The sequence below is a fragment of the Mesorhizobium sp. PL10 genome, assembly GCF_053714315.1.
In genome coordinates this window covers 170,854-193,012 of sequence record NZ_JBSKBR010000002.1, presented here as the reverse complement: position 1 = coordinate 193,012, position 22,159 = coordinate 170,854, and the positions used below count along the sequence as shown (strand labels likewise).

Below are 22,159 nucleotides of genomic sequence, written 5' to 3'. Positions count from 1 at the left end.
AAGGCTGAAATGAGCCAGTCACCCTACCCTGCCGTGACAGCCGGACCGCCCAGGCCAAGCCTCATCCTGAGGCCCGGCCAGATCGCGCTGCCACTGGGCATGGAGCGCTACACGATCCAGGGCAATGGCGCGGTGCTGATCGAGGTCGAGGCCGGCGATATGATCACCGTGCGCAATGTCGAGGGCGGCCAGGCTTGCGAATTGCTGGCCTGGGACAGCAGCGGCGCGACCGATCCCGGCATCCTCGGCGAAAAATCCAACAGCAATGCCGCCGGCATCAAGGCGCTGTTGGCCGAGGGCGACGACAGCCTGGCTTCCGTGCGCCGCGGCCTCAAACGCCGGCGGGTGCAACTTGATCAGCCCAAGGCGATGCGCGTGTTCGGCGGCGCGACGCCTGCCGGCGCCGAGCAAGCGTTCACCGTCGCGCGCGACGGCGGCTTGCTGATTGCAACGCCCGGCGGACCGATGCTTGTCGATGGCCATGACACAGCGACGCCGCTCACCGTCATCGTGCGCCGCTCCACGATCCGCCTGAAATCGAAGTCGCAGCTTGCCGATCCGCTTGCCGATCCGGTGCTCGATCTGCGCGTCCATTCGGCCACCGCCGAATCCTATTTCGTCAAGGCCGGCGACTATCTGCAGATCATTGATGTCGATGGCCGCCAATGCACAGACTTCCAGTGCTTTTCGGCGCGCAAGCTGGACAAGGGGCTCGACCATCCGCTCGACGTGACGACGACGCGCACGCTGATGGGATCGAGCTATCCGATGCCGGGCCTGCATTCGAAATATTACGACCAGGACATGGAGCCGTTGGTCGAGGTGGTGCAGGACACGTGCGGCCGGCATGACGCCTTCGCGCTGGCGTGCGCGGCCAAATATTACGACGACATCGGCTATCCCGGCCACACCAACTGCTCGGAGAACTTTAATCGCGCGCTCTCAGACAAGGGCGTCAACGCCCGCGCGGGCTGGATGGCGATCAACTTTTTCTTCAACACGGCCATCGACGCCCATGGCGTCATGGTGTCGGACGAGCCATGGTCGCGGGCTGGCGACTATGTGCTGCTACGGGCGCTAACCGACATCGTCTGCGTCTCCTCCGCCTGCCCCGACGACACCACGCCGGCCAATGGCTGGGACCTCACCGACATCCATGTGCGGACCTATTCAGGCCAGCACACATTCTCGCGAGCGATCGCCAGACGCATGACGCCCGATTCGGAACCCAAAATGACCCGCGAGACAGCCTTTCATTCGAGCTTCGCCAAGCACACCCGCAATTTCGGTGAATACAGAGGCTATTGGCTCGCCAATTCCTTCGCCAAGGAGGGGCCGATCGCCGAATACTGGGCCTGCCGGCAGGACGCCGTCATCATGGACCTGTCGCCGCTGCGCAAGTTCGAGGTCACCGGGCCGGATTCCGAAGCGCTGCTGCAATACACGCTGACCCGCGACGTCAAGAAACTCGGCGTCGGCCAGGTCGTCTATTCCGCCATGTGCTACGAGCATGGCGGCATGATCGACGACGGCACGCTGCTGCGGCTCGGCAAGGACAATTTCCGCTGGGTCGGCGGCGACGATCTGTCCGGCGAATGGCTGCGCGAGACGGCGAAGAAACTTGGCCTCAACGTGCTGGTGCGCTCGTCGACGGACCAGATGCACAATGTCGCCGTGCAGGGACCGAAGAGCCGCGACATTTTGCGGGAAGTGATCTGGACCTCGCCGTTGCAACCCTCGATCGACGAGCTCGAATGGTTCCGCTTTGCCGTCGCGCGCATCGGCGGCGGCAATGGCATTCCGGTCGTCGTGTCACGCACCGGCTATACCGGCGAGCTTGGCTACGAGATCTGGTGCCATCCGCGCGACGCCGAGAAAGTCTTCGACGCCATCTGGGAAGCCGGCCAGCCGCACGGGCTGAAGCCGATGGGATTGCAGGCGCTCGACATGGTGCGCATCGAGGCCGGGCTGATCTTCGCCGGCTACGAGTTTTCCGACCAGACCGATCCGTTCGAGGCCGGCATCGGCTTCACCGTGCCCTTGAAGACCAAGACCGACGACTTCATCGGCCGCGAGGCGCTGATCCGGCGCAAGGAACACCCGCAGCACAAACTGGTTGGGCTCGACATCGACAGCAATGTTGCTGTCGGTCACGGCGATTGCGTCCATGTCGGCCGCGCCCAGATCGGTGTCGTCACCTCGGGCATGCGCTCGCCGGTGCTGAACAAGAACATTGCGCTGGCCAGGCTCGACGTCACCCATGCGGCCATCGGCACCGAGGTCGAGATCGGCAAGCTCGACGGCCATGCCAAGCGGCTGCCGGCGCGGGTGGTGGCCTTCGCCCACTACGATCCGCAAAAGACCAAGCCACGCTCCTGATAGCCCCTTCAGGATCGAACAAAACTGCTTCGCCGGCTGTTGCCGGCGGCCCCTCCGATCCATGTTTCGCAAGCGTGATGTGCATGACATCACAAATCGCTTGACGTGAAAGCGCGCCGGATCAATCTTCACTGTTAAGAAAAAAATACGACTGAGTGGAAACACCGATGTCGCGGCAGTGTACCGGGGAGAAGCTTCGCGACAGTCGAGGCACCGCCGGCAGGGAACAGAAAAAAGGGGAATTCATTGATATGAGCACGATAAGCACGGCCCTCGAGCAGCCTGCCGACAGCAAGCTGCTGAGACACATCGACTGGCGCGGCGCCTTCTGGGTGGCGAGCGGCGTTCCGGCCCTGGTCCTGTTTTCAATCGGCGGCATTGCCGGCACGACGGGAACGCTGGCTTTCCTGATCTGGACTGTGTCCATGATCATGGGCTTCCTGCAATCCTTCACTTATGCCGAGATCGCCGGCCTGTTCCCGAACAAGTCGGGCGGCGCCTCGATCTATGGCGCCACCGCCTGGCTGCGCTATTCGAAATTCATCGCGCCGCTGTCGGTGTGGTGCAACTGGTTCGCCTGGTCGCCGGTGCTGTCGCTCGGCTGCTCGATCGCCGCCGCCTATATCCTCAACGCGCTGGCGCCGGTGCCGCTGTTCACTGAGGCGTCGCCGGATGTCGTTGCCTATATCGCGGCGCATGCCGGAACGGCGCCTGCCGACGCCATCGCCGCGGTGACCGCGGCGGCCACGCCGGCAATCCGCAACTGGACGCTGTTCAGCCACACACTGGGTCCTGTCTCCTTCACCCTCAACGCAACCTTCTTCATCGGCGCTGTGCTGATGCTGATCATCTTCTCGATCCAGCATCGCGGCATTCTGGGCACCGCCAATGTGCAGAAGTACATCGGCCTGCTGGTCATCATCCCGATGCTGATCGTCGGCGTCGTGCCGATCGTCACCGGCCAGATCAACTGGGCGAACTTTTCGCCACTGGTGCCGCTGGCCGCAGCCTACGCGCCCGAGCCCGGCTCGTGGAACATTCCCGGCTGGACGCTTGTGCTCGGCGGCATGTTCATCGCGGCATGGTCGACCTACGGCTTCGAGACTGCCGTCTGCTACACGTCGGAGTTCAAGAACCCGGGCACCGACACCTTCAAGGCGATCTTCTACTCCGGCCTGCTCTGCATGCTTTTGTTCATCCTGGTGCCCTTCACCTTCCAGGGCGTGCTTGGCCTCAACGGCATGCTGGCGACACCGATCGTCGACGGTTCCGGCGTTGCCGATGCACTGGCCGGCATGGTCGGCGGTGGCGCGCTCATCCACAGCCTGCTGGTGATGCTGATGATCCTGGCGCTGGTGCTGTGCATCATGACGGCAATGGCCGGTTCGTCGCGCACGCTCTACCAGGGTTCGGTCGACGGCTGGCTGCCGCGTTATCTCAGCCACGTCAACGAACATGGCGCGCCGACGCGGGCGATGTGGACGGACCTCGTCTTCAACCTGATCGTGCTGGCCATCGCTTCGGCCGACGCGACGAGCTTCTTCTTCATCCTCGCCGTGTCGAATTGCGGCTACATCATCTTCAACTTCCTCAACCTCAACGCCGGCTGGATCCACCGCATCGACAACGGCCACATCAACCGGCCTTGGAAGGCCCCGAGCTGGCTGCTCGGCCTCGGCGCCATTTTCGCCTATGTCAACGCCATCTTCATGGGCGCCGGTGCCAAGGTGTGGAACCCGATGGCGCTATGGGCCGGCCTGATCACCGCAGCGCTGATCATCCCGGTGTTCTGCTACCGGCATTACGTCCAGGACAAGGGCAAGTTCCCCGACCACATGCTGGCCGACCTCGGCATGGCGGGCGCCGACCTCTCGGTCAAAAAGGCCGGCATGCTGCCCTATCTGACGCTGGTCGCCGGCGTGGCGGTCATGCTGCTTGCCAACTGGTACTTCGTCATCTGAAAATGCCGATGGCACGAAAGAAATGGGCGCGCTTCGGCGCGCCCTTTTCTTTTTTGCGCTGAGACGTCAGCCGGCCTTGCGGATAGTGGCTTCCTCGCCTTCGAAGAACCGGTTCGGCGGCCGCTTCAGGCCAAGATTCGCACGCAAGGTCGTGCCCTCATATTCGCGCCGGAAAAGGCCTCGCCGCTGCAATTCGGGCACCACCTTCTCGGCGAAGTCGTCGAGACCGGCCGGCAAATAGGGGAACATGACGTTGAAGCCGTCGGAACCCTCGGCGAGCAGCCATTCCTCCATCTCGTCGGCGATGGTTTTCGGCGTGCCGACAAAGGCAAGGCCGGAATAGCCGCCCAGACGCTGCGCCAGCTGGCGCACCGTCAGATTCTCCCGGCGCGCCAGTTCGATGACGCGCTCGCGGCCGCTCTTCGAAGCGTTGGTCTCGGGGATATCGGGCAAGGGCGCATCGGGATCGAAGCCGGATGCGTCATGGCCGAGCGCGATCGACAGCGAGGCGATGCCGCTCTCGTAATAGACCAGCCTGTCTAGCTTCGCCCGCTTGGCTCGCGCTTCCTCTACGCTGTCGCCGACGATGACGAAGGCGCCGGGCAAGATCTTGATGTCGTCGCGCGAACGGCCGAGTTTTTGCGCACGACCTTTGACATCAGCAAAGAAGCGCTGCCCCGCGGCAAGATCGCTATGGGCGGCGAAAATAACCTCCGCGGTTTCGGCCGCCAGTTGCCGTCCCGCCTCCGATGCGCCGGCCTGGACAATGACCGGCCAGCCTTGCACCGGCCGGGCGATGTTGAGCGGGCCGCGGACCGAGAGGTGTTCGCCCTGGTGGTCCAGCACATGCATCTTGGCGGGATCGAAATAGAGCCCGCTCTCGGCGTTGCGGATGAAGGCATCGTCGGCAAAGCTGTCCCACAGGCCGGTCACCACATCGTAGAATTCCCGCGCCCGGTGATAGCGCTCGTCGTGCTCGACATGATCGTCGAGGCCGAAGTTCAGCGCGGCGTCGGGGTTGGACGTTGTGACGATGTTCCAGCCCGTGCGCCCGCCGCTGATATGGTCGAGCGAGGCGAAGCGGCGGGCAATGTGATAGGGCGCATCGAACGTCGTCGAGGCGGTGGCGACCAGGCCGATATGGTCGGTGACGGCGGCCAGCGCCGACAGCAGCGTGAACGGCTCGAAGGAGGTCACCGTGTGGCTGCGCCGCAGCGCCTCGATCGGCATGTTGAGCACGGCCAGGTGGTCGGCCATGAAGAAGGCGTCGAACTTCGCCGCCTCCAATGTCTGCGCGAAACGCTTCAGATGCGCGAAGTTGAAATTGGCGTCGGGATAGGCGCCGGGATAGCGCCAGGCACCGGTGTGAAGACTGACCGGGCGCATGAAGGCGCCGAGCCGCAATTGTTTTTTGTCTGCCATGGATGGTCACCTGGAGGTGGATGAGCTCTATCGCTCCGATATCAGCAGGATCGGACGGCTTTGCCGTCCTGGAAAGGAATCCTGTTTTGCAAAACCCTTGCCGTGGAGCATTTCCTACGGGCGGCCGTTCAATCTATCTTGATGAACACGCCCTTGGTGTTGAGATATTCGCCGAGATGCTCGGCGCCGCCCTCGCGGCCGTAGCCGCTCATCTTGTAGCCGCCGAAGGGCACCGCCGGATCGATGGCGTGGTAGGTGTTGACCCAGACCGAGCCGGCGCGGATCTTTCGCGACAGCTGGTGTGCGGTGGCGACGTTCTGGGTGAAGACCCCGGCGGCAAGACCGTAGGGCGTGTTGTTGGCGCGCTCGACCGCTTCGTCCAGCGTGTCGAAGGGCAGCGCCGAGATGACCGGACCGAAGATTTCCTCGCGCGCGATCTTCATGTCGTCGGAGACGCCGGCAAACACGGTCGGTGCGACGAAGTTGCCGGCGGCAAGCGCGCCTTCCATCAAACGCCCGCCGCCGGTAACCAGCCTTGCGCCCTCGGCCGCGCCGGCTTCGAGATAACCGGTCACGCGTTCGAGCTGCCGCAGCGAAACCAGTGGGCCGATCTCGGTCGCCGGGTCGATGCCGTCACCAATCCTCAGCCCCTCGGCGTAAGCGGCGAGCCGCGCGACGAACTCGTCATGGATGGAGCGCTCGACGAACAGGCGCGAGCCGGCAATGCAGATCTGGCCGGAATTGGCGAACACCGACATCGCCGCCACCGGGACGGCCTTGTCGAGATCGGCATCGGCGCAGACGATGACCGGCGACTTGCCGCCGAGCTCCAGAGAGACGCGCTTCAGATTGCCGGCCGAGGCGCGGACGATCGACTGGCCGGTCGCGGTCGAGCCGGTGAAGACGATTTTGTCGACGCCCATATGTTCGGCAAGTGGGGCACCCGCCTCGGCGCCGGTACCGGTGACGATGTTGACGACACCGGCCGGCACGCCGGCCTCGTTCATGATGTCGGCGATCAAGAGCGGCGTCAGCGGCGCCTCTTCCGACGGTTTCAAGACGATGGTGCAGCCGGTGGCGAGCGCCGGGCCGATCTTCCAGACCGACGCCGCGGTCGGCGCGTTCCACGGAATGATGGCGCCGACGACGCCGACCGGCTCCTTGCGGGTGAAGGAGACGATTTCGCCGGGCAGCGAATTGTCGATGGTCTCCCCGTGCAGTGCGGTGGCCATGCCGGCGTAGTAGCGCAGCATGCCGATGACGCGGTTGCGATTGGCGCGGGTGCGCACGATCGGCATGCCCATGTCCGTCGTGTCGGAGCGACTGATCTCTTCCCAGTGCTTTTCGAAGAGGTCGGCAATTTTCAGCAGCAGCACCTGCCGCTCATAGGGTTTCAACCGGCTCCACGGCCCGTCGAAGGCTTTTCGGGCGGCAGCGACGGCGAGCTCGATGTCCTGCCGATCGCCGCGCGGCACGGTGGCGATGACCGCGCCGGTTGCCGGATTGCGGCTTTCCATGGTCTGGCCGGAGCGGGCATCGACCCAGGCGCCGTCGATGAACATCTGCCGATGGCGCCCGTCGATCGGTAGGCGCAGGGCGATCGGGGTCTGGGCCAGGGTCATGATCATCCTCCACGCGACAAATGGGGCATCATGGCTGCCGGAACGCCACAACGCCGCACGTCAAACGTACGGCGTTGTAGCATTTTTCCCAGGGCGCATCCTATGCGCCAGCGGCTGTTACTCGGCGGCCAGGGCCAGTTGCGGCCTGTCATTGTCCTGAACCGCCTCGCCTGCCGGCTCCTTGGCCTTCTTCGGCTCGCGGCCGAAGAAAAGCGCATAGCCTGCCGGCAGAACCAGGATGGTGAGCACGGTGGCAACCAGGATGCCGCCCATCATGGCGTAGGCGAGCGGCCCCCAGAACACGGCGCGCGAGATCGGGATCAGCGCCAGCACCGCCGTCATCGCCGTCAGCACGATCGGCCGGAAACGGCGCACGGCCGAGCCGATGATGGCCTCCGATCGATTCATGCCCCTGGCGATGTCCTGGTCGATCTGGTCGACCAGGATGATCGAGTTGCGCATGATGATGCCGAGCAGCGCGATGACGCCGAGGATGGCGACGAAGCCGAACGGCGCGCCGCTGATCAACAGAGCAGCTGCAGCGCCGATGATGCCGAGCGGACCGGTGGCCAGCACCAGCATCGCCTTGCCGAAATGCTGCAGCTGGATCATCAGCAACACGACGATGACGGCCAGCATGACCGGCGCCTTGGCGGCTATCGAGGCTTGGCTTTCGGCCGAATCCTCGGCACCGCCCTGGATCTCGATCTTGTAGCCGGGCGCGAGACCGGCGCGCATGCCCTGCATGTCGTTGTAGAGCTTGGTCACGACATCGTTCGACTGCACGCCGTCGGGCAGCGTGGCGCGAACCGAGATGGTCGGCAGACGGTCGCGCCGCCATTCGACACCCTGCTCGAGCACCGGCACCACCTTGGCGACCTGCGAGAGCGGCACGAAGCCGCCGAAATCGGTCGGGATATAGACCGAGTCGACCGAGGACAGCAGGTTGCGGCTGGCGTCCGGTTCGCGGGCGACGATGGACACGGTCTCTTCGCCGTCGCGGAAGTCGTCCAGCGGCGCGCCGGACATCGATGCCTGCAGCATCTGGCGGATGCGCTGCGAGGTAACGCCGAGCGCCCGGGCGCGGTCCTGGTCGATGACCAGCTTCATCGCCGGCACCGGCTCCAGCCAGTCGTCGTGAACGGCGCCGAGCAGCGGATTTTCAGCGAATTTCGCCTTCACCTGATCGGCGATGCGGCGCACTTCCTGGCGGTCCGGACCCATGACGCGCATCTGCACCGGCCAGCCGGTCGGCGGACCGAGGAACAGGCGATCGACTTTGGAACGGATCGAGGGGAAATCCTGCGCCAGGATGGAGCGCAGCTTAAGGATCAACCGCTCGCGCGCCGGCTCGTCATTGGCCATCACCAGAAGCTGGGCATAGTTCGGGTTGCGCAATTGCTGGTCGAGCGGCAGGAAGAAGCGCGGCGCGCCCTCGCCGATATAGGTGGCAATGAAACGCTTGTCCTTGTCGTCCATCATCCTGGCTTCCAGCGCCTTGGCCTGCGTCTCGACCTCCTTGATCGAGGTTCCCTCAGGCAGCCAGAGATCGACCAGGATTTCGGGACGCGAGGATTGCGGGAAGAAGTTCTGCGGGATGAACTGGAACGCCCACAGGCTGGTGGCGAATGTCACCAGTGTCATCACCAGCACGATGATGCGATGGCGCACCGCCCAGCCGACCGTGGCGCGCAGCCGGCGGTAGAAGCCGGTGTCGAAGGCATCGTGATGATTGCCGGCATGTTTGCGCTGCTTGAGGATCATGTAGCCCAGCCACGGCGTGAAATAGACGGCGACGAACCAGGACACGACCAGCGCGATGCCGACGACGTAGAACAGCGTGCGCACATACTCGCCGGCCGTGGAGGCGGCGAAGCCGACCGGGATGAAGCCGGCGGTGGTGATCAGCGTGCCGGTCAGCATCGGGAAGGCGGTCGAGGAATAGGCGAAGCTCGCCGCCTCGATCTTGACCAGCCCCTCCTCCAGCTTGCGCTCCATCATCTCGACGACGATCATGGCGTCGTCGACGAGCAGGCCGAGCGCAATGATCAAGGCGCCAAGCGAAATGCGCTGCAGGTCGATGCCGAGTTCGTACATGATGGCGAAGGTGGCGGCCAGCACCAGCGGAATGGCGATGGCGATGACCAGGCCGGAGCGCCAGCCGATCGACAGCAGCGAGACGGCCAGCACGATCAGCAGCGCCTCGCCCAGCGCCTCCATGAATTCCTTCACCGCATCGCGCACGACTTCCGGTTGGTCGGAGATCTGGTCGACGGAAACGCCATAGGGCAGCGCCTCTTCGAAGCGCTTGTAGGTCGCCTCGACATCCTTGCCGACATCGGTGACGTTGAAGCCCTTGGCCATGACGACGCCGACCTGGACGCTTTCGTGGCCGTTGAAGCGGTATTTGCGCTGATAGGGATCCTCGAGGCCGGAGGACACGGTGGCGATGTCGCCGAGACGCGTCACCTGGCCGCCGGCGCGCAGGCGCAATTCCCTGATGTCGGCTGCCTTGGTGACATCGCCCTCGACCGAGATGCGCACCGAGCGCAGGCCGGTGTCGACCGAGCCTGCCGGATCGACATTGTTCTGGCCCTTGATGGCGTTCTGCAGGTCGGTGAGCGTCAGGCCGCGTTCGGCCAGCGCCTTGGACGAGATGTCGATATAGATCTTCTCCGGCTGATCGCCGATGATGACGGCCTTCTCGACGCCCGGCGTCGTCAGCAGCATGTCGCGCGCCTGGATGGCGAACTTCTTCAGCTCGGGATAGGAATAGCCGTCGCCGCTGATCGAGTGCAGCGTAATGAAAGTGTCGCCGAACTCGTCGTTGAAATAGGGCCCGAGCAGGCCTTGCGGCAGGTCGCCCGAGATGTCGCCGACCTTCTTGCGCACCTGGTAGAAGGCGTCCTTCACCTCAGCTGCATCGGTGTCGCCCTTGACCTGAACGGTGATGATGGCGCTGCCGGCGCGGGTGTAGGAACGGACGAAATCGAGATGCGGCGTTTCCTGCAGCTTGCGCTCGATCTTGTTGACGACCTGATCCTCCATCTCCTGGATCGAGGAGCCCGGCCAGATCGCCTGGACGACCATGACGCGGAAGGTGAAATCGGGGTCTTCCTTCTGGCCCATGCGCATCAGGCCGAGGCCACCGGCAATGATGATCAGACCGAAGAGGAAGCGGGCGATCGAGGGATGGCCGATGGCCCAGCGCGAAAGATTGAAAGGCCGCTTTTCACTGCTGTCGTTGGTGGTGGTCATCGGCGTCAGTCCAATTCGTTGATCGTGAGCGCACGCCCTCGGCATGCGGCCCGGGGAATTCCGATGCTGGCTTCCGGGCGGCGAGGCTTTCCGAGCGGGAGAGACTCTCATCGCGGTGGGACGCGTGGATCGATGCGGGGGAACTCGACCTTGGCGTCTCGACCATCGGGCACTCGCCGCCCGGAAACCTTGAATGGCTCGCCAGCCCTCTTCGCCGAAGCGACGATCAAGCCGGCTTCATGCGCCTGCCGTCAGCGCAGGGCCTTTGCGGCGTCGCCTTCCGCGGAGGCGGCCTGCACCGCATCGTTCAGCTTGACCTTGAGATTCTCGGTCATGAACTGAGTGCCGGCGGCAACGACGACATCACCCGGCTTGAGCCCGTTGGCGACACTGACGCCGTCGGCGGTGAACTCCGCAACCTTGACCGGGCGCTCGTGCACGGTCTCGCCGGCGCGGTCGACGGTCCAGACGATCTTTTGGCCATCCTTTTCCGCCAGCGCGCTGAGCGGGATCGATACCATCTCCTGCTTCTTGGCCACCGAAGCCTCGATGTTGGCGGTCATGCCGAGCAGCACGCGCGGATCGTCGGGCAGCGAGACACGCACGGCAAAAGTGCGCGACTGCTGGTCGGCGCTGCCGGCCACTTCGCGGACCTTGCCGGAAAGCTTCAGCGCATCGTCGGACCAGAAGCTGGCGGTGACATCCTTGCCTGGCTTGAAGGCGGCGATGTCCATTTCGGGAACCGCGATCAAGACTTCCTTTTCGCCGTCGACGGCAACCGTCATCACTGGCGTTCCGGCACCGACCACCTGACCGACATCGGCGGAGACCGCAGTCACGATGCCGTTCTCGCTCGCCTTGAGATCGGTATAGACGACCTGGTTCTGCGCCTGTGAAAGGGTCGAACGGGCGGCATCGCGCGTCGCCACCGCCTGGTTGTAGCTCAACGTCGCCTGCTCGAGCTGCGACTTCGAGGTGAAGTTCTTGGCAAAAAGCTGCTCGGCGCGCTTGCGGGACAGATCGACCGTCTCGACCTGCCGCTCTGCGGCATCGAGGCTGGCCTTGGCGCTCCTGACCGAAAGCTCATAGTCGGTGGAATCGATGCGGGCGAGCACATCGCCCGATATCACATGCTGGCCGATATCGACCAGGCGCTGGGTCACCTTGCCCGAGATGCGAAAGCCGAGATTCATTTCGGTGCGGGCGCGCACCGAACCGGAATAGGCGAGCTCACGGCTGCTTTCGGCCTGGCCGATCTCGACCACCTTGACCGGACGGATGATGTCCTGGACTTCAGCCTTTTCCTGGCTGCAGGCGGCGAGCCCGAGCGTGGCGACGATCAGGCCGGCAGCCGGCAGCTTGCGGAGGATGGAACGGGACAAAGACACTTTAGCACTCCTGACTGGAGATGAATGGTCGACACCGGCGCCCGGCGGTTATTTCAGGGCCTTGATTGCGTAATCGATGAGGTCGTCGGGCATCGCCCGATTGGTCTTGGCAAGGCACTGCGCCACCATTTGGGGGTGGCACAGAATGACGGTGGCGGCGCCGAAGCAGCGCGATGCGATGACCGGATCCTGTTCCCGGAACTCGCCGGCCTCGATGCCTTCGCGGATCACCTCGGCAAACAGGTCGTGGATAGAATCGACATGCTTGTCGATGACGCCCCAGTCACGCTCAAGCGCGACGATGACCATCTCGTGCACCTTCTGGTCGTCGAGCATGACTTCCATGGTCATTTTGTACTGCGCATGGATATAGCGGCGCAGTCGCTCCTCGGCGCCGATCGGCAGATGCATGATCTCGTAGGCCATCCTGTAGCTGGCGCCGAGCATGCGGCCGCAGACGGCTTGGTGGATTTCAACCTTGGAGGCGAAGAAACGGTAGATGTTGGCCGGCGACATGCCGAGTTCGCGGGCGATATCGGCAACATTGGTCTTGCCGTAACCATAGTGGCGGAACAGGCGCTCGGCGCAGTCGAGAATGCGGGTGACATTCTCCTGGCGGGCGGAGTCGACCACGATGCTGGCGGCTTCGGACATGGCTCTTTCGTTTGACTAATGACGAATTTCAACTTTCGTCATTCGTAAATCGAAAGAGAGGGGGTGTCAATGCAGATTCGACGTACGCGTATAATTGGTGACAGATGGTGACAGGAGGGCTGGGACGACTGACTAGCGCGACTAGCGGCAGCCATGGGAATTCGTCATCCTAGGGCGAAGCAGGAGCGCAGCGACGCGGCGCAGACCCTAGAATCCATGCCGTGACGCAGGCCAGAGAATGAAAGCGGATCAATAGGTTAGACCTGCAGGCGCCTACCCTTGACGACAAACTGTTCTGCACACCCGAACCAACACACAGGATCCCAGGGTTTCCGCAACGTCGCTTCGCGACTGCTCCACCCCAGGATGACGAAGTCGCGGAAGGCCGCGGCAAATTGTCGAAGGCCTACGCTCCCTTCGCCATCTCCCTTAGCCGAAATTTCTGGATCTTCCCCGTCGACGTCTTGGGAACCTCGGCAAAAATCACCGCCTTGGGCACCTTGAACCGCGCGAGCAGCCCTCGGCAGTGATCGATGATCTCGGCTTCGCTCGCCGCCTTGCCCGGCTTCAGCTCGACATAGGCGACCGGCACCTCGCCCCATTTATCGTCCGCCCTGGCCACCACGCCGCAGGAGGCGACGGCCGGGTGCTTGTAGAGCGCGTCCTCGACCTCGATCGACGAAATATTCTCTCCGCCGGAGATGATGATGTCCTTGGAGCGGTCCTTGAGCTGGATGTAGCCGTCGGGGTGCATGACGCCGAGGTCGCCGGAATGGAACCAGCCGCCGGCAAAGGCTTCGTCGGTTGCCTTCCTGTTTTTCAGATAGCCCTTCATGACGATGTTGCCGCGGAACATGACCTCGCCGATGGTCTCGCCATCGGCCGGCGTCTCTTGCATCGTTTCGGGGTCCATCACCGTCAGGCCCTCGAGTGCGGCATAGCGCACGCCTTGCCTGGCCTTCTTCTGCGCCTTCGATCCCTTGTCGAGATCGTTCCACGCGCCATGCCATTCGTTGACCACCGCCGGACCGTAGGTCTCGGTCAGGCCATAGAGATGGGTGACGGCAAAGCCGGCATCGGCCATGCCCGACAGAACGGCTTCCGGCGGCGGCGCGGCTGCGGTGTTGAAGGTGACTGTCTGCGGGAAGTGGCGCTTGTCCTCGTCCCGGGCGTTGATCAGCACCGACATGACGACGGGTGCCCCGCACAGATGCGTAACGCCATGGTCGGCTATAGCATCGTAGATCGGCTTCGGCCGCACCCAGCGCAGGCACACATGGGTTCCGGCCTGGACGGCCAGCGTCCACGGAAAACACCAGCCATTGCAGTGGAACATCGGCAGCGTCCAGAGGTAGACGGCGTGCTTGGCCATGCCGGCATGGATGGTGTTGGTATAGGCCATCAGGGCAGCGCCGCGATGGTGGTAGACGACACCCTTCGGGTTGCCGGTGGTGCCGGATGTGTAGTTGAGCGAGATCGCGTCCCATTCGTCGTCGGGCATCGACCAGGAAAAATCAGCGCCGCCACCGGCGACGAACTCCTCATAGTCGATCGAACCGATGCGTTCGCCTTTGGGGTAAGGCGCATCGGCGGCATAGTCGGGATCGTCATAGTCGATGACCAGGGGCTTCACTTTCGTCAGCGCCAGCGCCTGTTTGACGACGCCGGAGAATTCGCGGTCGACGATCAGCACCTTGGTCTCGGCATGGTCGAGCTGGAAGGCGATGACGGCGGCGTCGAGGCGGGTGTTGAGCGAATGCAGCACCGCCTTGGTCATGGGCACGCCGAAATGCGCTTCCAGCATCGGCGGCGTGTTCGACAGCATGACGGTGACAGTATCGCCCTTGCCTATGCCATGCCTGAAGAGCGCCGAAGCGAGCTTGAGTGAACGCTGCCAGAAGGTGCGATAGGTGATGCGTTGGCTGCCATGGATGATGGCAACCTGATCGGGATAGGTTGCGGCCGCGCGCTCCAAATAGGTCAGCGGCGTCAGCGGCTGGTGGTTGGCGGCGTTCTTGCCGAGATCCTGATCGTAGGCATTGCCCATCCCGTCCTCCCCGAATGTTCTTTCCAGACTTTTAGCCACAGGCATGGGCTACGTCACCATCAACCATCCCACGATCATGTGCATTTGGGGCAATGACTATCTGGATTTACAGGGCAGAGAGCATTGCATGCTCTCGCCAGTTTGACTTTTGTCGAGAGCCGTGAATAATGTCAGCCGAGGAGACGGCATGGCGATCCGACCGGCAGAACAGCTTATCCACAAGGCCGCGTGGCTCTATTATGCCCATGGCCTGCGCCAGGACCAGGTCGCAAGCCAGCTTAACATTTCCCGCGCCTCGGTGGCTATGTATCTGCGCAAGGCGCGCGAGACCGGCATCGTCAATATTTCAACCTCGACGCAGCTGTTCACCGACGATGTGCTGGCGCGCCAGCTCGAGGATGCGCTGAAGCTCGATGCGGTGTGGATCGCGCCGGAGAACGACTATGTTCTCGATCCGTCGACCGACATTGCGGTGCTGGCGGCGAGCGTCTTTCTGGAACTGGTGAAGAAAGGCGACCGGATCGGCGTCGCCTGGGGCCGCACCGTCTACACAATCGCCGACATCATGTCCTATGCCGACCTGCAGGACGTCACCGTGGTGCAGCTCTGCGGCAATCTCGGCGCGCCCTATTCCTACCGGCCAGACCAGTGCACGATGGAGATCGCGCGGCGGCTCAACGCCAAGGGGCTGAATTTCTACGCGCCGCTGGTGCTGACGACGGAATTGCTGGCGCATGGGCTGCGCGCCGAACCGGTGATCCGCGAGCAATTGTCGGACATCAGCAACTGCGATCTCGCGCTCTATTCAGTCGGCACCGTCGACGCCGACAGCCATGTCGTCAAATGCGGCGCGCTGAGCGCCGGCGAGATGGGAGTGTTGCGCGAGGCGGGCGCCGCCGGCGTCATCGCCGGCCAGATCATCGATGCCACCGGCAAAGCGCTCGACTGCAGCTACAACCGCCGCGTCATCTCGGCCTCGCTCGCGTCGCTACGCCAGATCGAAAAGCGCCTGATGGTGGTGCAGGAGGACAGCAAGTTCGAGCCGCTGCTGGCGGCACTCGCAGGCGGTCTGTGCACGCATCTGGTCGTGGGCGCCAGCATGGCCCGGTGGCTGCTCGACCATGCCGGTGCGGGGGCCGCAGCGGGAGCGAAAAAGGCTTCCTGAGAAACGAAATCCTTGCAGCCGGCGCATTGTCATCAAAGCGTCGCGGCATTCCTGTTCACACCAACACAACAAAGACAGCAAAGCGGACATAGCGACATGAAGAACCTTTGGAATGATGGCGACGCGGAAAGACTGATTGCCGACTATGCGAAAAAGGGCGTTGCCCGCGACCTCGCGCTGCGGGTCTACACGACCCGGTTGCTCGGCGGCGAGCCGCGGCTGGTGCTGCATGGTGGCGGCAACACCTCCTGCAAGACCAAGGCGACCGATCTCGTCGGCGACGAGTGGGACGTGCTGTGCGTCAAGGGCAGCGGCTGGGACATGGGCGTCATCGAGCCGCAAGGCCTGCCGGCGGTGAAGATGGCCGCGCTGCTCAAGGCACGCGCGCTGGACAGCCTCGCCGATGAGGACATGGTGGCGCTGCAGCGGGCGAACCTGATCGACCCCGCCTCGCCCAACCCGTCGGTCGAGACGCTGCTGCATGCCTTCCTGCCGCACAAATTCGTCGATCACACCCATTCGACGGCGATCCTCGCCATCGTCGACCAGGCGGACAGCAAGGCGCTGATCAAGACCGTGTTCGGCGACAGAATGGGTTATGTCCCCTATATCAAGCCAGGCTTCGACCTCGCCAAGGTGGCGGCCGATGTCTACGACGCCGATCCAAGCGTCGAAGGCCTGATCCTCGACAAGCATGGCATCTTCACCTTCGGCGACGACGCCAGGCAGGCTTATGACCGAATGATCCACTATGTGAATGTCGCGGAAGACTATGTCGCCAAGCACGGCAAGCCGCAGCCGGCCAAGGCCGCGCTGCCGGCCAAGCTTGCGACACCAGCCTCCATCGCACCGACACTGCGTGGCGCGGTGGCGGTGTCGCGCGGCGAAGGCCGCTTCGACCGCATGATCAGCGACTTCCGCACCTCGGACGCCATCGTCGACTTCATCAACTCGGCGGGCATTGCCGACTACGCCGCGCGCGGCGTCTCGACACCTGACCTGTCGATCCGCATCAAGACCGGGCCGATGGCGGTGCCGGCGCCGGACGCCGACAAGCCGGGGGACTACAAGGCAATTATCAAGAGCCATGTCGACGCCTTCGCCAAGGATTATCGCGCCTATTTCGACACCAATGATGCGCTGGACGACGTCAAGCGCACCATGCTCGATCCAATGCCGCGGCTGACGCTGGTGCCGGGCCTCGGCATGTTCGGCCATGGCCGCACGCTGAAGGATGCGAAGATCGCCTCGGATGTCGGTGAGATGTGGATCGAGGCGGTGCGCGGCGCGGAGGCCGTGGGCAGCTTCCAACCGCTGTCCAAGGCCGACCTGTTTCCGCTCGAATACTGGTCGCTGGAACAGGCCAAGCTTGCCTCCAACAAGCCGAAGCCGCTGACCGGCCAGGTGGTGCTGATCACCGGCGGCGCCGGCGCCATCGGCGCCGCTACGGCCAAGCTGTTCGCCGCCAATGGCGCGCATGCGGTCGTCGTCGATCTCGACGCGACAAAGGCGGCCGAGGCCGCGAAGGCTGCCGGCAACAATTCGATCGGCGTCGGCGCCGACATCACCAACCCTGCCGAAATGCGCGCCGCCTTCGACAAGGCTGTCGCCGTCTATGGCGGCGTCGACATCCTGGTCTCCAACGCAGGGGCCGCCTGGGAAGGCCGCATCGGCGAACTCGACGATGCTCTGCTGCGCAAGAGTTTCGAGCTCAACTTCTTCGCGCATCAGTCGGCGGCGCAGAACGCGGTGCGCATCATGCTGGAACAAGGCACTGGCGGCGCGCTGCTCTTCAACACCTCCAAGCAGGCGGTCAACCCCGGCCCGAAATTCGGCGCCTATGGCGTGCCCAAGGCGGCAACGCTGTTCCTGTCCCGGCAATATGCGCTCGATTACGGCGCGCATGGCATCCGCTCCAATGCGGTCAATGCCGACCGTATTCGCTCCGGCCTGTTGACCGACGCCATGATCGCCAGCCGCTCCGGCGCGCGCGGCGTGTCGGAGAAGGAATACATGTCCGGCAATCTGCTCGGGCAGGAAGTGACGGCCGATGACGTCGCGCAAGCCTTCCTGCACCATGCGCTGGCCGAGCGCACCACCGCCGATGTCACGACGGTGGACGGCGGCAACATCGCGGCGGCACTGCGCTGAACATAGACCTGGAGCGGTTCATCGTTTCATCAAAACGGCGAACCGCTCCCGGTCTTGACGGACTCCGGGCGGAAAGCCGCTTTCGCACTTCGTGCTGAAAAACTGCTCGAACCGGTCAAAATCCCACTCCAATCCTCCGTCTATTGCTCGACCAGTTTAGGGGGACGCTATGTGTTTCGCATGCGAGCTCCAACCCTGATCCTTGGTGGAGTTCTCGATGGCAGCGAAAAGACTTCGTATCGGCGTGCTCTTCGGCGGGCGTTCCGCCGAACATGAGGTTTCGCTGCTTTCGGCAACCAATGTCATGCGTGCGCTGGATCCGGCGAAATACGATGCCGTTCCGGTCTTCGTCACCCGTGAGGGGCAATGGCTGCTGAGCCGCTTTGAGGATGGTGCGCTGGCGACGCCGTCAGAAGGAACGCAGCTTTGCCTGGTGCCGGGCGGACATGGGCGGATGCTGGCGATCCCCGCCAGGGGTGCGCCTCACGACCTGCCCGCCATCGATATATTGTTTCCCGTGCTGCACGGCCTGCATGGCGAGGACGGGGCTGTGCAAGGGCTGGCCGAGGTGGCGCGCGTGCCGTTTGCCGGTTGCGGAATCCTCGGTTCGGCGGCCGCGCTCGACAAGGATGTCGCCAAGCGGCTTCTCAAGGCGGCAGGGGTGCCCGTCGCGCGCTCGGTGACGATCGAGGACGGTGCGGCACCCTCTCTGGCGGTGCTGGAAGGCCAGCTTGGCCTGCCGATGTTCATCAAGCCGGCGCGGCAGGGCTCGTCGGTCGGCGTGGCAAAGGTCAATGGCAGCCAGGAATTCGAGCGGGCGCTCGCGGAAGCTTTCCAGCATGATCTCAAGCTGCTTGCGGAGGAATTCATTCGCGGCCGCGAGATCGAATACAGCGTGCTGGAGAGCACCGATGGCGAGCTCTTCGTCTCACGGCCGGGCGAGATCGTGCCGGCGGAAAGCCACGGCTTCTACAACTACAATGCCAAATACATAGACGAGAATGGCGCGGCATTGGTGGTGCCGGCGCAGCTGCCGCCGGAGGTCGAAGCCGCCATGCGCGCCATGGCCGCAAGGGCGTTCAGAGCCGTCGCTTGCGATGCCATGGCGCGTGTCGACTTTTTCCTGATGCCGGACATGACATTCGTGATCAACGAACTCAACACCATCCCCGGCTTCACCGACATCAGCATGTACGCCAAGGCGATGGCGGCAAGCGGCGTCAGCTATCCGGAGGTCATCGACCGGCTGGTGGCGCACGGGCTGGCACGCGCCGGGCGATCGGGCTGAGGGTGGGACGTAGCCTCCTGCCGCCATCCTAATAAATATTGTTAGTTCTTGTGAGGCGTGATACATAGTCGGCATGAAAACCGAACCAATGCGCACCCTCACCATTTCCCTCACCACGCAGCAGATCGCTCGCCTGCAGAGCGCCATCGAAGGCGGCGGTTATGCTTCAAACAGCGAGATTGTACGCGATGCCTTGCGTTTGTGGGAGCAGCGCGAGGAATTGCGGTCTCTGGAGCTTGAGCACCTAAAAAGGGCTTATGCCGACGGCATGGCCAGCGGCAAACCGATTGATGTCGAACCCGCTGAATTCATACGCAGTCTGAAGGCAGAACGCCGCGCCCGTGGCTAGATATCGGCTCACACCGCGCGCCTCGCAGGATTTGCGGGACATCTGGCACACTATAGCTGGAGACAATGAAAAGGCAGCAGACAAGCTGCTCGCGCGCATTTTTGAAAAGCTGGAACTGGCGGCACAGCACCCCAAAATGGGCACGGCCCGACCCGAGTTGAGCGTGACGGCCCGCGTGCTTGTAGAAGGCCGCTACCTCGTCATTTACGAACCGCAGTAAGACGGTGTTCTTGTCGTGGCTGTCGTCCACGGAATGCGCGATCCCGAACACTGGCTATAGACCAGAGGGGTTGAATATCGACGTAGAAAGAGCGGCCCAAGAGCCGCTCTTTCCATTTAAGCTTGCCTGACCCTATTTTGCGTTCGGGTTCGGCATCCAGGCTGGCATGGCGACATCGGCATGGGCGAATTGCGGCAGCTTGGCCGACAGGTCTTCCATGTTCTTGATGTCCTTGTCGATCAGGTCCTTCTGGGTGATCAGCGTCGGCGGTACGATGACGTTGTGGCCGGGATCTTCACCGGCGAGCAGCTGCGCCAGCGCCCGCACCGAGACCTGGCCAACGACGGCCGGGTTGGTGGCGGCGGTCGCGGCCCAGGCGCTGTCGGTCTCGCGCATGGCGGCAATGTCCGAGGTCGAGATGTCCGCGGAGTAAATCTTGATCTTCTTGTTCAGGCCCGCCTCGTCGACGGCGATCTTCACACCCTTGGCGAATTCGTCATAGGGCGCGAACATCACATTGATATCGGGATGCGCCTGCAGCACCGATCGCGCCTGGTTGGCGACCGAGTTGGCGATCGGGTTGTCGAGCGTGCCGAACATCGCCACTTCCTTGATGCCGGCATATTTCTTCTTCACATCGACCCAGGTCTCGTTGCGGCGGTCGAGCGGCGCGATGCCGGCGACATAGACATAGCCGGCATTCCAGCTTTCGCCATTGTCCTTGACCGCCTGTTCGAGCGCCAGGCGCGCCAGGTCTTTGTCGGACTGTTCGACCTGCGGGATCTTGGGGTTTTCGACATTGACGTCGAAGGCCACCACCTTGATGCCAGCGTCGACCGCGCGCTGGGCTGCGTCCTTCATCGATTCCGTCAGGCCGTGCTGAATGATGATGCCCTGCACGCCGAGCGCGATGGCCTGGTCGACCATGTCGGACTGCAGCGCCGCATCCTGGCGGCTGTCGAGCACGCGCAGATCGATGCCGAGCGCCTTCGACTGGGCCTCGACGCCCGAGAGATAGGCCTGGAAGAAATCGCCGGTCGAGAGATAGCGCACCAGCGCGATCTTGACGCCGGGCTTGTCGAACGGCGCCGGCTTGTCGGCGGCAAATGCCCCCGGCATCAGCATTGTTGCGCCGGCCAGTCCGAGCGCGACCTTCCCCAGAAGTCGTCTTGTGATGTTCACTTTGTTTCCTCCACTTGTTGAACCCAAAACCGTTCCGGCCGCTGTTCTATCTCCTGCCCCGGCCGGAAAGGGCGAAGGTGAAGACAAGGGCGACGACCAGAACCACGCCCTTGACGAAATCCTGCGTGTAGTAAGGCGCGTTCATCATCGTCAGGCCTTGCAGCAGGATGCCGACGAACAGCGCGCCGACGGCAGTGCCGAAGGCGTTCGGCTTGGCGGCGCCGAGCACCGCGTAGCCGATCAGCGCCGCGGCGACCGCATCGAGCAGCAGATTATTACCCGAGGCGATGTCGCCGCGTCCAAGCCGTGCCGCGAGCAAAATGCCGCCGATCGAGGCAAAAACTCCTGAAATGACGTAGGCCCAGATTTTGTATGCCTTGACAGGCGCACCGGCGAGTTCAGCGGCGCGTTCGTTGGAGCCGACGGCATACATCATGCGGCCAAAGCGGGTGTATTCGAGGAAGAACCAGATCAGCACGGCGAGCACGATGAGCACCACGACCGAGACCGGAATGAGGTTCGGGATGAAGAAGTCGAAGCGGTGACGGCCGAGCGCCAGGAAGGCGTCGGAGAATTTGCCGTTGGCGACCGAACCATCCGGCATGGTCATGCCGGTGGCGATCGAGCGGCCTTCCGTCGGGATGCGCTGCAGGCCGACGAGCAGGAACATCATGCCGAGTGTCGCCAGCAGATCGGGCACGCGCATATAGACGATCAGCCAACCGTTGATGAGGCCGACGAGCACGCCGATGAGGATGCAGGCGAGAACGGCGACGAACGCGTTCTGCTCCAGCACCACCATGGCATAGGACGCCGCCATCATCGCAGAAGTCGCGACCGAGCCGATCGACAGGTCGAAGCCGCCGACGACAAGCGTGGCAGTGACGCCGAGCGCCAGCACGCCGGTGATGGCGACCGATTGAAAGATGAACACGGCACTTTGCGGCGAGACGAACCCATCGGCGGCGACGGCGAAATACGCGATCAACCCGAATAGCAGTACGATGAACCCATAGCGGATGGCGTAGTCGCGCAACGTCATTCGGCGCCCGCCGTCAATACCCAACTCAAAC

The 22,159-nt window shown here is 63.3% G+C and carries 15 protein-coding genes; 7 read left to right on the top strand and 8 right to left on the bottom strand.

Annotation, left to right across the window (positions count from 1 at the left end; all coding sequences use genetic code 11):
- The first annotated feature begins 9 nt into the window (after nt 1–9).
- Together ACWGTO_RS04470 and ACWGTO_RS04465 are read left to right on the top strand one after the other, a co-directional pair.
- Nucleotides 10–2,379, top strand: a complete 2,370-nt coding sequence (locus tag ACWGTO_RS04470; RefSeq protein ID WP_454573658.1) for a DUF1989 domain-containing protein — start codon at nt 10–12, stop codon at nt 2,377–2,379.
- A 251-nt stretch (nt 2,380–2,630) separates the two neighbouring features.
- Nucleotides 2,631–4,340 carry an APC family permease gene (locus tag ACWGTO_RS04465; protein ID WP_454573657.1) on the top strand — a complete coding sequence of 570 codons (1,710 nt, stop codon included), beginning with the start codon at nt 2,631–2,633 and terminating at the stop codon, nt 4,338–4,340.
- Between the two features lie 66 nt (nt 4,341–4,406).
- Here ACWGTO_RS04465 and ACWGTO_RS04460 read toward each other — a convergent pair whose 3' ends face one another.
- The 6 genes from ACWGTO_RS04460 to ACWGTO_RS04435 all read right to left on the bottom strand — a co-directional run bounded on the left by ACWGTO_RS04460 (nt 4,407) and on the right by ACWGTO_RS04435 (nt 14,731).
- Nucleotides 4,407–5,762, bottom strand: coding sequence for an LLM class flavin-dependent oxidoreductase (locus tag ACWGTO_RS04460; RefSeq protein WP_454573656.1), 1,356 nt, complete (start codon nt 5,760–5,762; stop codon nt 4,407–4,409).
- A 128-nt stretch (nt 5,763–5,890) separates the two neighbouring features.
- The gene (locus ACWGTO_RS04455) at nt 5,891–7,384 is read right to left on the bottom strand and encodes an aldehyde dehydrogenase family protein (protein WP_454573655.1); all 1,494 of its coding nucleotides are present in this window, start codon (nt 7,382–7,384) and stop codon (nt 5,891–5,893) included.
- 117 nt (nt 7,385–7,501) lie between these two features.
- On the bottom strand, nt 7,502–10,642 hold the full coding sequence (locus ACWGTO_RS04450; protein WP_454573654.1) for an efflux RND transporter permease subunit: 3,141 nt from the start codon (nt 10,640–10,642) through the stop codon (nt 7,502–7,504).
- 251 nt (nt 10,643–10,893) lie between these two features.
- Nucleotides 10,894–12,030, bottom strand: coding sequence for an efflux RND transporter periplasmic adaptor subunit (locus ACWGTO_RS04445; RefSeq protein WP_454573653.1), 1,137 nt, complete (start codon nt 12,028–12,030; stop codon nt 10,894–10,896).
- Nucleotides 12,031–12,078: 48 nt separating this feature from the next.
- The gene (locus tag ACWGTO_RS04440; RefSeq protein WP_454573652.1) at nt 12,079–12,684 is read right to left on the bottom strand and encodes a TetR family transcriptional regulator; all 606 of its coding nucleotides are present in this window, start codon (nt 12,682–12,684) and stop codon (nt 12,079–12,081) included.
- Between the two features lie 406 nt (nt 12,685–13,090).
- Nucleotides 13,091–14,731, bottom strand: a complete 1,641-nt coding sequence (locus ACWGTO_RS04435; protein WP_454573651.1) for an acyl-CoA synthetase — start codon at nt 14,729–14,731, stop codon at nt 13,091–13,093.
- 187 nt (nt 14,732–14,918) lie between these two features.
- Between ACWGTO_RS04435 and ACWGTO_RS04430 the strand changes: the two genes are divergently transcribed.
- The 5 genes from ACWGTO_RS04430 (at nt 14,919) to ACWGTO_RS04410 (ending at nt 19,904) form a co-directional block, all read left to right on the top strand.
- Complete coding sequence (locus ACWGTO_RS04430) at nt 14,919–15,896, top strand: sugar-binding transcriptional regulator (RefSeq protein ID WP_454573650.1); 978 nt, start codon at nt 14,919–14,921, stop codon at nt 15,894–15,896.
- Between the two features lie 96 nt (nt 15,897–15,992).
- Nucleotides 15,993–18,047 (top strand): bifunctional aldolase/short-chain dehydrogenase, encoded by a 2,055-nt coding sequence (locus tag ACWGTO_RS04425; RefSeq protein ID WP_454573649.1) that lies wholly within the window; start codon nt 15,993–15,995, stop codon nt 18,045–18,047.
- Between the two features lie 217 nt (nt 18,048–18,264).
- Nucleotides 18,265–19,335, top strand: a complete 1,071-nt coding sequence (locus ACWGTO_RS04420) for a D-alanine--D-alanine ligase family protein (RefSeq protein WP_454573648.1) — start codon at nt 18,265–18,267, stop codon at nt 19,333–19,335.
- A gap of 73 nt (nt 19,336–19,408) precedes the next feature.
- Complete coding sequence (locus ACWGTO_RS04415; RefSeq protein ID WP_454573647.1) at nt 19,409–19,684, top strand: ribbon-helix-helix domain-containing protein; 276 nt, start codon at nt 19,409–19,411, stop codon at nt 19,682–19,684.
- Entirely contained in the window at nt 19,677–19,904 is a 228-nt protein-coding gene (locus tag ACWGTO_RS04410; protein WP_454573646.1) for a type II toxin-antitoxin system RelE/ParE family toxin, read from the top strand. The genes ACWGTO_RS04415 and ACWGTO_RS04410 overlap by 8 nt, the downstream gene beginning before the upstream one ends.
- Nucleotides 19,905–20,036: 132 nt before the next feature.
- Here ACWGTO_RS04410 and ACWGTO_RS04405 read toward each other — a convergent pair whose 3' ends face one another.
- Nucleotides 20,037–21,086: a substrate-binding domain-containing protein gene (locus ACWGTO_RS04405; protein WP_454573645.1), complete on the bottom strand. Its 1,050-nt coding sequence runs from the start codon at nt 21,084–21,086 to the stop codon at nt 20,037–20,039.
- A 46-nt stretch (nt 21,087–21,132) separates the two neighbouring features.
- Nucleotides 21,133–22,128, bottom strand: coding sequence for an ABC transporter permease (locus ACWGTO_RS04400; protein WP_454573644.1), 996 nt, complete (start codon nt 22,126–22,128; stop codon nt 21,133–21,135).
- Nucleotides 22,129–22,159: the final 31 nt, after the last annotated feature.

What these genes read in the sequence shown, in the direction of transcription:
- ACWGTO_RS04470 (WP_454573658.1), top strand. Translation starts at nt 10, where the DNA reads ATGAGCCAGTCACCCTACCCTGCCGTGACAGCCGGACCGCCCAGGCCA.
- ACWGTO_RS04465 (WP_454573657.1), top strand. Translation starts at nt 2,631, where the DNA reads ATGAGCACGATAAGCACGGCCCTCGAGCAGCCTGCCGACAGCAAGCTG.
- ACWGTO_RS04460 (WP_454573656.1), bottom strand. Translation starts at nt 5,762, where the DNA reads ATGGCAGACAAAAAACAATTGCGGCTCGGCGCCTTCATGCGCCCGGTC.
- ACWGTO_RS04455 (WP_454573655.1), bottom strand. Translation starts at nt 7,384, where the DNA reads ATGACCCTGGCCCAGACCCCGATCGCCCTGCGCCTACCGATCGACGGG.
- ACWGTO_RS04450 (WP_454573654.1), bottom strand. Translation starts at nt 10,642, where the DNA reads ATGACCACCACCAACGACAGCAGTGAAAAGCGGCCTTTCAATCTTTCG.
- ACWGTO_RS04440 (WP_454573652.1), bottom strand. Translation starts at nt 12,684, where the DNA reads ATGTCCGAAGCCGCCAGCATCGTGGTCGACTCCGCCCGCCAGGAGAAT.
- ACWGTO_RS04435 (WP_454573651.1), bottom strand. Translation starts at nt 14,731, where the DNA reads ATGGGCAATGCCTACGATCAGGATCTCGGCAAGAACGCCGCCAACCAC.
- ACWGTO_RS04430 (WP_454573650.1), top strand. Translation starts at nt 14,919, where the DNA reads ATGGCGATCCGACCGGCAGAACAGCTTATCCACAAGGCCGCGTGGCTC.
- ACWGTO_RS04425 (WP_454573649.1), top strand. Translation starts at nt 15,993, where the DNA reads ATGAAGAACCTTTGGAATGATGGCGACGCGGAAAGACTGATTGCCGAC.
- ACWGTO_RS04420 (WP_454573648.1), top strand. Translation starts at nt 18,265, where the DNA reads ATGGCAGCGAAAAGACTTCGTATCGGCGTGCTCTTCGGCGGGCGTTCC.
- ACWGTO_RS04415 (WP_454573647.1), top strand. Translation starts at nt 19,409, where the DNA reads ATGAAAACCGAACCAATGCGCACCCTCACCATTTCCCTCACCACGCAG.
- ACWGTO_RS04400 (WP_454573644.1), bottom strand. Translation starts at nt 22,128, where the DNA reads ATGACGTTGCGCGACTACGCCATCCGCTATGGGTTCATCGTACTGCTA.